A 15,423-nucleotide genomic window follows, 5' to 3' on the forward strand; every position below is an offset into this window, starting at 1 on the left:
AGATACAGAGAAATGTCCATTCCTATGGCTCCTTCTTCTGAGATATTTATTGATGATATATTGAAAAAATCCTTGATATTCAAGGAAAAAAGACTTGACTTAATAGGGAGGGTTGTTTTATGTCCAAATATACAGGCACCAAAACCAAACAGAACCTGAAAGCTGCATTCGCAGGAGAATCCGAAGCAAGAAACAAATATACATACTATGCTTCCGCAGCGAAAAAAGCCGGTTATGAACAGCTCGCAGCTCTTTATCTGGAAACCGCAGATCAGGAAAAAGAGCATGCAAAAATGTGGTTCAAAGAATTCCACGGCATCCATGATATCGCTGAGAATCTGGAAGATGCCGCTGCAGGTGAAAACTATGAGTGGACTGATATGTATGCCCGCATGGCACGTGAAGCCAGAGAAGAAGGCTTTGAGGCACTGGCACGTAAGTTTGAAGGCGTTGCCAGAGTAGAAGCAGCTCACGAGAAACGCTACAGAAAACTTCTGGAATCCTACAAAGCAGACAAAACCTTCAGGGGCGATGCTCCTCTCGGCTGGAAATGCCGCAACTGCGGATACATCCATATGGATGAAGAAGCACCGGAAGTTTGCCCGGTATGCGCACATCCGAAGGCTTATTTTGAAAGAAAAGTGGAAAATTATTAATTACTGCTGTTATGTCAAAATGCCTGAGAGTTTTTCTCTCAGGCATTTTTGTCGGTCAGTGCCTGCGCAGCTTCTCCCAGTCGGTTATATATTGTCACAGCATCCTGTACATGAAGCGGTTCTCCCGTATTACCCGGTGCTCCGGCCGTCACCAGTATATACTCTCTTCCTCCGATTTCCGCAAAGCTTGCAAGACACAGTCCGGCTTCATTGGTATAGCCTGTTTTACCGCCTAGGATTTTTCCTTCGGTAACTGTCGGATCATTCAGATTCTTAAACATGGTACTGTAATAGGTGATCCCGTCCGGATGTATATTGGTCACTCCCGTGGAATGCCTCGGAGTCTCTATAATCTCACGAAACGTATCATTTCGGATTGCGTATTTCAGAAGTACTGCCATGTCATAGGCCGTACTGTAATGGTTCGGGTCATGGAGGCCTGTCGTATCACAGAAGTGCGTATTTTCCATTCCGATTTTCTGCGCCTTCTTATTCATCAGCTCCACAAAGGCATCCTCTGAACCGGCAATTGCATCTGCAAGGCCAATACAGCATTCTGCTCCCGAGGGAAGGATAGCACCATATAGCAGATCTATGGCGCGGACGGCTTCTCCTGCCTGAAATCCCGCCTGCGTAGCATCTCCCGCATACAGTTCCGGAAAAATATCCGCATCCAGCATGATCTTTTCCTCCAGATCATCCAGCTCTTCAATAGCGACAATCACCGTCATGATTTTCGTCAGCGATGCCGGATATATTTGCTCTTCTCCGTTGATCTCCCCAATCACCTTGCCGCCATTGGCCGACATCAGCACAACATGAGAGCTGTTCACACCGCCGACATCCAGTTCTTTTACAACCGGCGTGGTGACTTCCTTCAGCCAGTCTTCCACTCCATAATCCCATCCGATGATAACCAGCAGAACCAGAACAACTATGATCTCCACCATCAGGCAGAGAAGCATTTTTGTCTTACTTGTTCTTTTCTTCTTTTTTCTTTTTCGTGCCGCCAATTTACATCCCTCATTTCCATTTGTGAATACACTATTTAATTCTGTTTGTTTCCTCATCCCGGCTAATACTCATTCATTATATCACGTATGCCGATAAATATTTTAATATCTTATATATCACAGGAAAGCTTTCGAATCTTTCACTCGTTAATCCTCACGCATGCCCGGCACACAAACTAAACGGACATGTCTGCTTACGCAGACATCACACATTTATGAAAGCCGATTGCTGGCGCAATCGTAATAAAAAAGGACATTCCGCTAAGAATGTCCTTTTCTCACAATCTATTAAGCCAGTTTCATCGGGTTGATCTTCACACCAGGTCCCATTGTCGGAGCAATTACTACGCTCTTCAGGAACTGACCCTTTAAGGTGCTTGGTCTTGCCTTCAGAATAGCTTCGATAAGCGTCTGGAAGTTGTCGCTTAACTGTTCCTCAGTAAAGGAAGCTTTACCGATCGGAACATGGATAATGTTGGTTTTGTCAAGACGGTATTCAATCTTACCTGCTTTGATATCATGAACCGCTTTTGTAACATCCATTGTTACAGTACCGGCTTTCGGGTTTGGCATTAATCCTTTCGGTCCAAGTACACGACCCAGACGACCTACAACACCCATCATATCAGGAGTTGCAACAACAACGTCGAAATCAAGCCATCCTTCATTCTGGATTCTCGGAATCAGCTCCTCTGCTCCTACGAATTCAGCGCCAGCTGCTTTTGCTTCTTCTGCTTTTGCATCTTTTGCGAATACTAAAACGCGAACCTGTTTACCAGTTCCATGAGGCAGTACAACTGCACCACGGATCTGCTGATCTGCATGACGTCCATCGCAGCCTGTACGGATATGAGCTTCGATAGTCTCATCAAATTTAGCAACTGCAGTTTTCTTAACTAAGCTGATAGCTTCTGCGGTATCATATAATGTTGCGCGGTCTACTGCCTTTGCAGCTTCCACGTATTTTTTTCCTCGTTTCATTTCTATAACCTCCTGTGGTATTGGCGGGGATTTCCCTCCCACTTCCTATTTGTATTAGTCTACTACTTCGATTCCCATACTTCTTGCAGTTCCTGCGATCATGCTCATAGCTGCTTCGATGGATGCTGCATTCAGGTCTTTCATTTTCAGTTCTGCAATTTCCTGAACCTGAGCCTTTGTCACTTTTGCAACTTTGGTCTTGTTCGGAACACCGGAACCGGATTTGATATTAGCGGCTTTCTTCAGAAGAACGGCTGCTGGCGGAGTCTTGGTTATGAAGCTGAAACTTCTGTCTGCATAAACAGTGATCACAACCGGGATAATCATACCATCCTGATCTGCTGTTCTTGCGTTGAACTCTTTTGTAAACTGAACAATGTTTACACCATGCTGTCCAAGAGCCGGACCAACTGGTGGTGCTGGAGTTGCTTTACCAGCCGGAATCTGTAATTTGATATATCCTGTTACTTTCTTTGCCATTTTCGGCACCTCCTATGTGGTATTGGCGGGGGTATTTCCCTCCCACTATAATGATAACCTGTTATAATTTCTTGACTTCTGCGAAACTTATTTCTACCGGTGTTTCGCGACCGAAAAGCTCAACATTCATGGTAACAACCTGTTTCTGCATGTTGATAGATTCGATAACGCCCACAGTATCTTTCCATACACCGCCTGTTACAACGATCTGATCGCCCTCTGCAAAATCCACATTCACTGCCTCGCTCTTGATGCCCATACGGAGCATTTCCTCTTCTTCAAGAGCTACCGGCTTGGAACCCGGTCCTACAAAGCCTGTAACACCTCGAGTGTTGCGGACAACGTACCATGTGTCGTCATTCATAATCATGTTGAGCAGCACATATCCCGGAAACAATTTTTTCTGTACCTGCTTGGCCACTCCGTTCCTCATCTCAATTTCTTCCAGAAGAGGAACTCTGACTTCCAGGATCTGATCTTCCAGGTGTCGGTTTTCGATTGTCTTTTCAATGTTGGCTTTTACTTTGTTCTCATACCCGGAATAGGTATGTACAACATACCATTTTGCTTCTGACATACAATCACCTTTTCCTTATTTCATTAAAAGATTAATGATTTCCAGAATACCGGCATCCATAACGCTGATGAGAACGCCCAGAATCACAGTAATCACTACTACTGCAACTGTCTGTTTCACCAGAGTATCGCGGTCTGTCCATACAATCTTTTTGAATTCTGATTGAAGTCCACGAAACCAACTGTTCTTCTGGCCTTTGCCAGCAGATTTTTCCTTTTCTTGCATAGCGTGACCTCACAATTCATGTGAGTAACTATCTGTCATAGTTACTTTGTGATTATTTTGTTTCCTTGTGCATTGTGTGTCTGTGACAGAACTTACAATATTTCTTGGTTTCCAATCTCTCAGGATGGTTCTTTTTCTCCTTAGTCATATTGTAGTTACGCTGCTTGCACTCAGTACATGCTAATGTAATCTTAACGCGCACAACTTCCACCTCCAGTGTTTTCATTTGCACAGTCTGTTCTTCTGCCGGGAAATGTATCCGTCTCATTTTCGGGCATAAAAAAAAGACCTAACTTCCATGTCGCCTGTCAATTTTAACACAGGATATACAGGTAAGTCAAGCCTTTTCCCTTTTATTTTTTATTTCTCGCCTTGCCAAGATATGCGGCTTTCACCGATTCATTCTCTGCAAGTTCCTGACCGGTGCCGGAAAGGGTAATGGAACCGACTTCCATTACATAGCCATGGTGAGCGGCATGAAGCGCCATATTTGCATTCTGTTCTACAAGAAGAATGGTTTTTCCCTGCTTATTGATCTCGCGGATAATATCGAACACGCCCTGTACCACGATTGGCGCAAGGCCCAGTGACGGCTCGTCCATCATAATGACTTCCGGGCGGCTCATAAGAGCGCGGGCAATAGCCAGCATCTGCTGCTCACCGCCGGATAACGTTCCGGCAAGCTGCCAGTGGCGCTCTTTCAGTCTCGGAAACAGATCATAACACCAGTTAATATCATCTTCCAGATTATCCTTGCGCATGTAGGCACCGATTTTCAGATTCTCCAGTACCGTCAGATCCGCAAAAACTCTTCGTCCTTCCGGTACAAGAGTGATTCCCTGAGCAACGATCTGCTCTGTACTTTTTCCGGAAATTTCCTTTCCGTTCATAAGAATCTTTCCTGCAGACGGTTTTACAAGACCTACGATCGAACGAAGCGTGGAGCTCTTTCCTGCACCATTGGCACCGATCAGCGTCACCACTTCCCCTTTCGGGACTTCAAAACTGATATTTTTTACGGCTTTGATACCGCCATAGGATACACATAAATTTTTTACTTCCAGAATATTACTCATCTGCGGCACCTCCCAGATATGCTTCGATAACCCTTGGATTGTTCTGAATTTCTTCCGGAACTCCCGATGCGATCATTTTACCGAAATCCAGTACATAAATCCTGTCAGAAATCTCCATAACCAGATCCATATGATGCTCAATCATAAAAATCGTCAGCCCGAATTCATCACGGATTCTTCCAATAAAGGCTGTCAGCTCGTCTGTTTCCTGCGGATTCATACCGGCTGCCGGTTCATCCAGCAGAAGCAGACTCGGTTCTGTCGCAAGTGCTCTGGCTATTTCCAGACGTCTCTGCTTACCGTAAGGAAGCGATGTTGCCAGTTCATCCTTGACATTTTCCAGTTCCAGAATCTTCAGAAGCTTTTCGGTCTCCTCACGCATCTGCGCTTCTTCCTTTCCATTCAGATGGAAAGTCGCGGTAAAAAGATTGCTGGTACGTCTGCAATGCTTGGCAATCAGAATATTTTCAAATACAGTCTGACTCTTAAACAGACGAATATTCTGGAATGTTCTTGCGATTCCAAGCTTCGTGATCTTATCCGGAGTCGGAGCAAGAGAAGTATGATACTTTCCGTTATTTTCTCCCCTGTAGAGCTTTTTCATCTTGCCCTGCGGATGATTTTCGATAATTTTGTTTTCATTGAAATATACGGCCCCGTTCGTAGGTGCATAAACGCCGGTAATGACGTTAAATGCAGTGGTTTTGCCCGCACCATTGGGTCCGATCAGGGATACGATCTCCCCTTTATTTACTTCCAGATTCAGGTTGTCCACAGCTACGACACCGCCGAACTGCATGGTGACATTTTCAACTTTTAATACATTACTCATTGGAGTCACCTCCCTGTACAGCATTCTTTCTCTGTGCTCTCTTCTTAAAGAAGTTATAAATTCCCCTTACAGAAAATTCTTTCGTACCCATAATACCTTTTCGGAAGAACAGCACGATGACCATAATAATGATTGAAAATACAACTTTTCGGAAACCAGCACGCAGAAGCGGCACTTTGAAATCTCCGATATACATTTCGCTGTCCAGAAAACGCAGCAGCCATTCAGACAGGATGATAAACAGGAAGGAACTGATACAGCTTCCCGTGATAGAACCGATTCCGCCGATTACCACGATCAGAAGGATTTCATAAGTCATGGCAGACTTAAACATGGATGCCTGAATCGTTGTCTGGTACATAGCCAGAAGTGCACCGGAAATACCTGCGAAGAAAGAACTGATGACAAACGCCAGTCTCTTATGGTGAGCAAGATTGATACCCATGGCTTCCGCCGCAACCTCATCATCACGGATTGCTTTAAACGCACGTCCATAGGTAGAATTGATCAGCATGACAATAATGGCAATACAGATTCCGGATACCACAAAAGGAAAAATCACACTTCTGAAAGTCGGATAGCTTTTCAGCAGGTTGGAGCCGTTGGTGACAGGACCAAGTTTATCCCACTGGAAAACTGCACGGATAATTTCCGCAAATCCCAGTGTGGCAATCGCCAGATAATCGCTTTTCAGACGGAGCACGGGAAGACCGATGAGATACGCAAAAAAAGCCGCAACCGCGCCAGCTGCAACAAGTGCTACAACCACCGGCACCGAAAAATGAATAATTCCGCCGTCATAATACATATATACAAATTCCCTCTGTTCCACAGGAATCGTCAGGATACCGTATGTATAAGCTCCAAGAAGCATAAAACCTGCCTGTCCGAGAGAAAATAATCCGGTAAAACCATTCAGCAGGTTCATGGAAACTGCTACAAGTGCATAAATGGCACCTTTTTTCAATACAGTAAAGATCATTGCTGTGGAAGGCAGTGTATGTTCCATTACATACAGTACCGCCAGCAGCGCCACAATCAGGGAAACGTTTATGATGGTTTCTTTTTTCTTTGTCATAATCACGCCTCCTTCTCAGACTTTATCCGTTGCCTTTTCACCGAAAAGACCTGTCGGTTTAAAGATCAGTACAATAATCAAAAGGGCAAATGTAAATGCATCGGAGAAAGTGGTCCATCCCATACCCTTGATAATGTTCTCACAGATACCAATGATAAATGCTCCGATCACAGCCCCCGGAATGGAACCGATTCCGCCAAATACAGCGGCAACAAAAGCTTTCAGACCCGGCATGGCTCCAACGGTAGGGGTAACGCCTGTATAGTTTGTAAAAAACAGAAGACTGCCCACTGCCGCAAGGAAAGAACCGATGATAAAGGTCATACTGATTACGGAATTGATTTTGATACCCATTAACTGAGAAGTTTCAAAATCCTTGGATGCTGCACGCATAGCCATACCAATCTTGGTATATTTGATCAGAACAACCAGTGCGATCACCAGAATAATTGTCAGAAACGGGGTAATGACTGTCACACGCTTGGTACTTGCACCAAACACACTCACCACATCGCTGATCCACGGTATTGCCGGATACTGCTGGGAAAGTCCGCCTGTGATATACAGAGCCAGATTCTGCAGCAAATACGAAACACCGATCGCAGAGATCATAATAGACATTCTGGGTGCCTGACGAAGAGGTTTGTATGCCACGCGCTCCACAAGAAAGCCAAGAACCACCGTTGCCACCAGAACAATCGGAATCGCAATGTAAACCGGCATAGTTGCCGATAAATATACCATCATCAGGCCCGCGACCATAAAAATATCTCCGTGGGCAAAGTTGATCAAACGCAAAATGCCATATACCATGGTGTATCCAATCGCAATCAGAGCATACTGACCGCCTACAGAAACACCCGCCAGCAGATATGGCAGATTTTTACTGAACCATTCCATGGAAATCCTCCCTTAACCTAAAATGTCGAGGCGGGATAGAACCCGCCCCGATCTGTATTTTTGCATTTCTTTTTGTTTCTTATTCTTCTACCTTCTGAGCTCCTACCAGATCCCATGCGCCGGTCTCTGTATTTGCACTCTTTACAAAAGCAGTATCTCTGACTGCGTCACCGTTTTCTTTGTCAAATACAACTTTTCCGCAGACACCGTCATATTCTACGTTCCACAGTGCTTCGTTCACTGCTGCCGGATCCGGAGAACCTGCTGCTTTCAGCGCTTCAAGAGCTACATAATACGCATCATATCCCATTGCGGATACAGCTGCAACGATGTCATCACCGCCGTTGTTTGCTTTTGCAGTAGAATCGGAATTGATATAGGCCTTGATACCTTCGTCAAATTCCGGATTTCCGCCTTCCTGATAGAAGGTTGTTACATAAATCTGAACGTTTTTGCCTTTTGCTGTGTTCAGGACAACGTTGGAATCCCATGTATCACTTGCAAGAAGAGGCATTTCCAGTCCCTGGGCTGCTGCCTGCTCGATGATCAGAGCTGCTGCTTCAATGGAAACCGGTGCGAAGAATACGTCAGCTTCTGCATTTTTTGCAGATGCGATATAGGAAGTAAAATCGCTGTTTCCTTCCTGGAAGGTTTCTGCTACAACTTCACCGCCGAGTGCTTCAAATGCCTTTGTGAAATAGAAGCCAACGCCTGTGGAGTAATCATCACCAAGTTTGGTAAGAACGTATGCTTTCTTTGCCTCAAAGTTTTCGTTTGCAAAATTTGCAAGTACGGTTCCCTGGAACGGATCAAGGAAGCAGATCCGGAAATAATGGGTATTTCCCTGAGTTACCTGCGGGTTCGTACAGGTAACGCCCATAGCCGGAACTCCGCCCTCTTTGAAAATATCAGATGCTGCGATGGATACACCGGAACCATAGGAACCAAGTACGATGGATACACCATCACTGACAAGCTGCGCTGCTGCGGATGGTCCTTTATCATTGGAAGACTCGTTATCTACGATATCCAGTTCTACATTGTATTCTGTTCCGCCGATCTCTACAGTTGGAGTAAGGCTGTTTGCATACTGGATACCAAGTGTCTCCTGCTTGCCGCCTGCGCCATTATCACCGGATGCCGGTTCGTAAACACCAATCTTAATGGTATCTGCTGCAAATGCCGGTACTGCTGTGACTGCAACCATGGCTGCTGCCATTAAAACAGATAATAATTTTTTCTTCATCTTTCTCTCCTCCTTGTTCTTGGGTCAAAGACATTTGTATTCATCTCTAAAACATGTCACAAATTATACCACGCTTAAACGCTTTAGGCAAGTAAAATTTCACAGTTTTTTCATATTATTTTCTTAAAATACGCAATATTTCCAACAGGCAAGACTGATCTTTTCGCATTGTTATCCAAAAAAGCATGTACCTTTTTCTTCGGTACATGCTTTTTCAAACACGCTCTAAAAGTAATCATATCCCCCATGGATATCCACGACGCTTCCATTCATATATCCATTCGTGAGGATACAGTACGCAAGGTCTGCCACATCTTTGATCTCGCCAAACCGGTGAAGGGCAATTTTTTTATTGATACGGTCATAGCTTTCCTGGCTGCGTGATTCATGCCAGGGAGTCTGGATAAATCCCGGCGCAATGGCATTGACTGTGATTCCTTTCGGCTCAAATTCCTTCACCAGAGATTTGGTAAGGAAATGAATAGCAGCCTTTGTCACACCATAAACCAGCGAGGAGGAATACGCCTGCACTCCTGCATAAGATCCCATAAAAAGAACCTTTCCCCCTTCCATCATCATGGGGCGGAGTTCTTTCACCAGAAATACCGGCACAGACAAATTCGTGTTGACGATTTTCGTCCATTCTTCAAAGGTATAATCCTCATATTTCGCATACGTACTGATACCGGCATTACTGATCAGCCAGTCTACATGACCGGCTTTTTCTCTGATTTCCTGTACAAAAGACAGCATAGCCTCATAGGATGACATATCTGCCTGTACCAGAATCACTTTTTGCTGGTCCTCTTCCGAAAGGCTGTGAAGAAACTCTTCCGCTCTCTCTCGATTGCTGGCATAATTTACAAAAATCCGGTCATCTTCCGCAGAATTGGCAAGAATCTTCTCCACGATTCCCCTGCCGATTCCGGAAGTCCCTCCGGTTACCACCGATACTCTGTTCATGTTTTTATCATTCCTTTCGCTTCACCCGAACATAAACAAGTTTTTATATTACAGGAAAATGCAAAACACTTTCCTGTAATATAAATCTTTGCTTTTCATTCTTACTCCTTATCACCATTTCCCTGCACTTCCTTACAACGCCAGCAGACGCTCATAGATTTCCTTCGGAATATAAGGCTGCTGATTGTGGATCGGTTCTCCGAGACAGGTCTTGGGATAGGCGAAGGTTCCATGTTCCATCAGAATCTCCAGAAGCATCGGTCCATCCTTTTCCAGAAATTCCGGTGCCAGCTCCGCTGTATCATCATAAGGAATACGAAGCGCCTTCACGCCATAGGCTTCTGCAACTTTACTGAAATCGCAGGAGGAAAATCCGCAGCCCTCCGTCGTTCCTGCAAAAAGGCAGTCAAAATAGTCTCTCTGTAAATGCCGGATCATTCCAAGTGCCCCATTATTCATCACAATCATTTTGATTGGAATATTTTCTCTTCTCACCCACTGCAGTTCCTGGATATTCATCTGAAAAGCACCGTCACCGCAAAGACACGCGACCGGTTTACCTGTGGCATAATACGCACCAATAGCTGCAGGCAAAGCAAATCCCATGGCTCCATGTCCGCCGGAAAACAACAGATTCTGCCCGCGTCTGTTTCTGAAGGACTGATAACTCCAGACCATGTGCTGTCCCACATCCACTGCAACAGCCGAAGTGCCCGAAAGGCAGTCACTCAAAGAAGCAATCATCCGGTTGGGATAACGCTCCGGTGTCTGATTATCGACAGCCTCCAGATTTTCTTTCATCTCTGTACAGATTACCGGCCATTCCTCTTCCTTGCCGATTTCCGGCAGTTTTGCTTTTTTGAGGAGTTTGATCACTTCCGCAGTATCGGCACAGAAGGTTTCTTCATTCTCTCCATTTTCGTGAATCTCTCTTTTTAGACTGAATGGGTCTATATCCACCCGGATTATTCTGGCGTTTTTGGCAAATTCATGCACTTTGACGCCGATCTGGCGGGTACAGAGAGAAATCCCAAAACAAAGCAGAAGATCACTCTTGACATTGGCGATCATATTGGCATAACGGTGGCCATAAGCTCCGCCGATACATCCGAAATTCAGCGGATGGTCATACGGAATCACTGATTTTGCAAGAACACTGGTGATCACAGGAATCTGATATGTTTCTGCAAATTTCAGAAGTCCGGTCTGGCTTTCCCGGCTATCCACACCATGCCCCATCAGAATAACCGGACGCCGGGCTTCTTTCAGCGCATCGCAGATTGTCCGAAAGGCCTCCTGCGCATTCTGCTCCAGGGATTCTTTTGTTCCCGCATCCTCTCCGTCTTCCGGAAACTCCATATCAAAAACCGGATGTTCCACTTCACTTCTCTGTATATTCATGGGAAGGTCCAGGAGAACCGGACCTTTCCGTCCTGTTGTCGCAATGTGATAAGCTTTGTTCAATTCTTCTACGATCTGCTCCGGTTCACGGATCTGTACACAGTATTTCGTAACCGGCTTTGCCATGGAAATAATATCAATTTCCTGAAATCCCTGCTGACGCAGTCCAGGAATCCCCTCATATTCATACGTATTCAGCTGCCCTGTGAGAAATACCACCGGTAGAGAATCAAAATAAGCATTCGCCACTCCCGAAAGCAGATTGACCGCTCCCGGTCCGCTCGTAGCATATGCACAGGCACAGCCGTCCTTTGCCTGCGCATAACCGCATGCTGCAAAAGATGCCCCCTGTTCATTGTAACAGGAATGATTATTTGCCTGCGGATTCTTCTCTACAGAATCCACAAAATGCGCGATCATGGTTCCCTGATATCCAAAGAAATCATGAATTCCCTTCCTCTGTAAAAATTCTACAATATAATCTGTCAGTTTCATGGAAACCTCCTGTTCATTTCCTGTAAGTCCGTATTTTTTCCAGAGTTTTCAAAGCACCTGTTTCTTCCAGATATCCAAGATAGATATCCAGAATTTCCGGATCCGGTTCAAAAATCTCCTCTGCATCCAGACAGCGGTTCATCATCTTCTTATATGGCTGGAATGCCTTTTCCAGACGCGCCAGATCCCGGTTCTCCCACAGGTTTCTGATATATTCCTTCTTGCCTGTATAATCCGCAGTCAGTTCTTTCCTGTCCGCACAGAGTCTTGCGTATTCCCAGCACCAGTTAAAATACTCTTTCGAACGATCCGCATAATTATCTGCAAGGAACTGTCTTCTTCTCGCCTTCACAAGTTTTTTCAGAGGACCGGCCTCCCTGAGAAAGTCCTCACAGCTGATTCTGGCACTGATCATCGTGGTCAGAGGGGACGGCTCATCACGAAAACTGCGGTTTTTATAATTTTTGCCAAATGTTGTCTTCAGGTAAGCATCTTCCTCACCGGGAATCAGAAATGTTTCTCCTTCCAGCATTGCGTCTTTTGCAGTTTCAAAAACAGCAGCCGGATAGGAGTAAGACATCCTTCTGCTCCAGCGGAGTTCATATTTTTTTACCTCTTCGGAAGCCTGACTCACACATAACCGGTCGTAAATTCTTTTTCCAAGACTGCAGCGGCCGAAAATCCCCAGCAGCCGCACCATCCAGCCACAGACAAAGCGATACAGATCCATTTCATACCGGTCATTGTCGCAGGTCTGCACCCAGCCGGTTTCCAGACGCTGATCCCAGGCACGCGTTCTTTTGGATGCATTTTTTACGCGAAGAGGAAGGATATTGATTCCGATTCCCGGATACTGATAATTCCGTCCTTCATATAACCGGTAACAAAGGGTATTTTTGTTCTCGTACCGCAGAAAAAATCCGGGAAAACGCGGATTGTTTTTCATGGACTCCAGCGCCCTTCCTTCCGGAAGTTCCGCTTCTGCTGCCTTTCGGAACCGTTCCATCTCAGAAACCTTCATCAGAATATTTCCGGATAACGGGTTGGACGGAAACGGCTTCCCCTCTGTGGCACACAGTGTCAGTCTGGGAGAAAGAAAATAAGTAATCTGATTTTTTCTGCAGACTGCATCAATTTCTTTCAGAAGTGCCAGCACTTCCTGTTGTTCTCTGTTTAATTGTTTCTGCTCCATTTATTCTGCCACTCCGTAATGATTCAATGTCCTGATAAAAAGTCCCTGCAGCGTTTCCAGATTTTCGTATTTCCCAAGCCAGTGATCCAGATACTCCATTGCATCTTTTTTCCGGGCAAGTGCTGCTGCTTTCTTTCCGCCTTTATACAGGTCCTCCAGTATCACATCCGCCAGTTCACCGCGGATTCCAACTGGAAGTTCTCCTTCCAGTGCCTTCCGGTAACAGGCAAATGCCTGTGCGGTACATCCCATTTTGTACTGAATATCGCCTGCCAGTTTATAACGGACAGCTTCCTTTTTCTCATCGTTATCAAATTCCAGTACCTGCACACAAAGCTCATCCAGAATTTTCTGGTCAGCGGTCAGGAACATCTGTATTTTCTTTTTTGCATATTCCTTCGGATAGCCGGTACGGCAAAGAAAAGCTTCCATTGCTTCACACCATACGCTGCTGTCTTCTCCGGACATCTTCTCCGGCTTTTCTTCATATTCTGCCATCTTTGCATACAGCAGTTTTTCCAGTTCGCTCAACTGTTCAGAATCTGTCTCAAATGTACTTCTTACCAGACACGCATATCCTCTGATGGTCTCATCTTCCGGAAGAAGACGTTCCCAGAGACTTGCCCAGGAAAGTGCCTCTTCCTTTTTCTCACGGTTAAGCAGTTCCCGGCAGTTTCGGATCGCTTCCTCTTTCTCTGTCTTCAGATATTTGTCAATTTCCAGATGCGTAATTCCGTTGTTGGTCTTTTCCCTTGCTTCTGCATAAAGAGGAAGGGCCTGAGCTTTTCCTTCTTTTTTCAGCACCAGGTCTGCCTTGTATTTGAGGAAATAACCGTCATCCGGATAGATATCCAGTGTATGGGCAACCAATGTTTCTGCCTGTGAGGTGTCTCCGCTTTCTGAAGCACGCTCCATCACCAGACGGCAGAGAAGCTTCAAAACTCCGGGATTCTCCGGATATCGTCCGAGAAGTTCCCGGCAAATTGCCCCGGCCTCATCCTTTTCTTTCATTTCATAATGGCAGGCAGCTTTCCGAAACAGGACAATATCATCTGCCATCTGCTGCATCTTCGGTGTCAGATGATCCAGTTTTTCCTTAAGCTGAAGCATCCGATGCGCTTTGGCTACTCTTTCCGTACAGATCAGTGTCATCATTGCCGCTTCAAATGCTTCATCAGAAATACTCAGAAGTACAGGATGATAAAACGGATAAATATTTCCAAAATCTTCTCTACCGATAAATTCTTTGCTGAGCTGGATCTGATAATACTGGCTGAAAATCTCATTCAGCGCGGCAAATTCCCGTTTCTCCACCATCGATTCCAGAGATTCCGGATTTTCCCGGATACGTGCTTCCAGATCCAGTTCCACAGCTTTTGCCTTCAGAAGATTACGTTTCCTCGACAGACGATGACGGCCCTTGGCAGTCAGCAGATGGTACATCTTGCGAAATACAGAGTTTCTGCGGATTTTTCCCGGATTCACTCTCTTCATATATTCTTCCCGCAGTTCCTCATAAGTGCTGTCTTCCAGAGTAATTGCTTCATGGGAAGAGCGTTCCTCATGAGGCGGGATATAAGACCACTCATCCCCATAATGCCAGATCAAATAATCGCTGACCCGGTTTGGCACCATCACCTGAAGCCCTTCAAATTCCATATATTTTACCGGAAACATCATGTCCTTATCAAACAGGAACGGGCAGCCGCCCCATCGCATGGCATAGCGGTCACACTCCTCTTCTTTATAGGAAAACATGATTTTTTCCAGTTTTTTCAGTGTTTTATCTCTTCCAAAAATCTTTTCATACAAAAGATATTTCAGATACATGCCTGCCGGAATTTCCCAGCGGCTTCCGTAAACAAATGCCACATTCACCAGCTCGGAATAAATCATCATGTGCGTTCTGTATTTCTCATACTCCCGGTCATCCGCAGGAATAGGGTCCAGAGTCAGTACATCCACGATTTCTCCTGCCTTATCTTTTCCTATGAGCTGATGTTTATGGATCGCACAACTTGCTGTATCCGCATATCTGGGAAAGGTATTCGTAAACTCCCTGTCCACATCCACAGCCTGTACCGCACGGTCCGGCGGCAGTTCCGTCCGGGCAATCTCCACAAATTTATCCCAGTCATCTCTCGGCATATAAATATCCACATCATCATCCCATGGAATAAATCCCTCGTTGCGGACAACTCCGATCAGGCTTCCGCCCGCCATTACATAACGCAGATGATGCTTTTTGCAGATTTCATCAATTTCCCGCAGAAGCTGCAGCAAATGTTCCTGTTTTTCCGTCATAATA

The 15,423-nt window shown here is 45.4% G+C and carries 16 protein-coding genes; 1 reads left to right on the top strand and 15 read right to left on the bottom strand.

The window, feature by feature from the left end:
• Positions 1-119 precede the first annotated feature (119 nt).
• Positions 120-656 carry a rubrerythrin gene (gene rbr, locus ACTNEW_RS11510; protein WP_441061027.1) on the top strand — a complete coding sequence of 179 codons (537 nt, stop codon included), beginning with the start codon at positions 120-122 and terminating at the stop codon, positions 654-656.
• A gap of 38 nt (positions 657-694) precedes the next feature.
• Here the strand turns inward: rbr and ACTNEW_RS11515 are convergent, their stop codons facing one another.
• The 15 genes from ACTNEW_RS11515 to ACTNEW_RS11585 form a co-directional block, all read right to left on the bottom strand.
• Positions 695-1,669 (bottom strand): D-alanyl-D-alanine carboxypeptidase family protein, encoded by a 975-nt coding sequence (locus tag ACTNEW_RS11515; protein ID WP_441061029.1) that lies wholly within the window; start codon positions 1,667-1,669, stop codon positions 695-697.
• 288 nt (positions 1,670-1,957) lie between these two features.
• Entirely contained in the window at positions 1,958-2,650 is a 693-nt protein-coding gene (rplA, locus tag ACTNEW_RS11520; RefSeq protein ID WP_441061032.1) for a 50S ribosomal protein L1, read from the bottom strand.
• Between the two features lie 54 nt (positions 2,651-2,704).
• Positions 2,705-3,130, bottom strand: a complete 426-nt coding sequence (gene rplK / locus ACTNEW_RS11525; protein WP_178733754.1) for a 50S ribosomal protein L11 — start codon at positions 3,128-3,130, stop codon at positions 2,705-2,707.
• Between the two features lie 61 nt (positions 3,131-3,191).
• The gene (nusG, locus tag ACTNEW_RS11530; protein WP_441061036.1) at positions 3,192-3,707 is read right to left on the bottom strand and encodes a transcription termination/antitermination protein NusG; all 516 of its coding nucleotides are present in this window, start codon (positions 3,705-3,707) and stop codon (positions 3,192-3,194) included.
• A gap of 15 nt (positions 3,708-3,722) precedes the next feature.
• Positions 3,723-3,932 carry a preprotein translocase subunit SecE gene (gene secE, locus ACTNEW_RS11535; RefSeq protein ID WP_441061039.1) on the bottom strand — a complete coding sequence of 70 codons (210 nt, stop codon included), beginning with the start codon at positions 3,930-3,932 and terminating at the stop codon, positions 3,723-3,725.
• Between the two features lie 52 nt (positions 3,933-3,984).
• Positions 3,985-4,134, bottom strand: a complete 150-nt coding sequence (gene rpmG, locus ACTNEW_RS11540) for a 50S ribosomal protein L33 (protein WP_441061176.1) — start codon at positions 4,132-4,134, stop codon at positions 3,985-3,987.
• A gap of 151 nt (positions 4,135-4,285) precedes the next feature.
• A complete protein-coding gene (locus ACTNEW_RS11545; protein ID WP_441061042.1) occupies positions 4,286-5,008 on the bottom strand; it encodes an ABC transporter ATP-binding protein in 723 nt (240 codons plus the stop codon).
• Positions 5,001-5,840, bottom strand: a complete 840-nt coding sequence (locus tag ACTNEW_RS11550; protein WP_441061045.1) for an ABC transporter ATP-binding protein — start codon at positions 5,838-5,840, stop codon at positions 5,001-5,003. Before ACTNEW_RS11550 ends, ACTNEW_RS11545 begins: the two co-directional genes overlap by 8 nt.
• Complete coding sequence (locus ACTNEW_RS11555) at positions 5,833-6,918, bottom strand: branched-chain amino acid ABC transporter permease (protein WP_441061048.1); 1,086 nt, start codon at positions 6,916-6,918, stop codon at positions 5,833-5,835. The genes ACTNEW_RS11550 and ACTNEW_RS11555 overlap by 8 nt, the downstream gene beginning before the upstream one ends.
• Before the next feature lie 15 nt (positions 6,919-6,933).
• Positions 6,934-7,818, bottom strand: a complete 885-nt coding sequence (locus ACTNEW_RS11560; RefSeq protein ID WP_441061051.1) for a branched-chain amino acid ABC transporter permease — start codon at positions 7,816-7,818, stop codon at positions 6,934-6,936.
• Between the two features lie 79 nt (positions 7,819-7,897).
• Positions 7,898-9,064 carry an ABC transporter substrate-binding protein gene (locus ACTNEW_RS11565; RefSeq protein WP_441061054.1) on the bottom strand — a complete coding sequence of 389 codons (1,167 nt, stop codon included), beginning with the start codon at positions 9,062-9,064 and terminating at the stop codon, positions 7,898-7,900.
• Positions 9,065-9,289: 225 nt separating this feature from the next.
• Entirely contained in the window at positions 9,290-10,027 is a 738-nt protein-coding gene (locus ACTNEW_RS11570; RefSeq protein WP_441061057.1) for an SDR family NAD(P)-dependent oxidoreductase, read from the bottom strand.
• A gap of 132 nt (positions 10,028-10,159) precedes the next feature.
• On the bottom strand, positions 10,160-11,923 hold the full coding sequence (locus ACTNEW_RS11575) for a thiamine pyrophosphate-binding protein (RefSeq protein ID WP_441061060.1): 1,764 nt from the start codon (positions 11,921-11,923) through the stop codon (positions 10,160-10,162).
• Between the two features lie 13 nt (positions 11,924-11,936).
• Entirely contained in the window at positions 11,937-13,115 is a 1,179-nt protein-coding gene (locus tag ACTNEW_RS11580) for a LicD family protein (RefSeq protein ID WP_441061062.1), read from the bottom strand.
• Positions 13,116-15,419 carry a LicD family protein gene (locus ACTNEW_RS11585; RefSeq protein ID WP_441061065.1) on the bottom strand — a complete coding sequence of 768 codons (2,304 nt, stop codon included), beginning with the start codon at positions 15,417-15,419 and terminating at the stop codon, positions 13,116-13,118. It lies immediately after the preceding gene.
• Positions 15,420-15,423: the final 4 nt, after the last annotated feature.

It is taken from the genome of Blautia sp. HCP3S3_G3 (genome assembly GCF_052063365.1).
Lineage (GTDB): Bacteria > Bacillota > Clostridia > Lachnospirales > Lachnospiraceae > Blautia_A.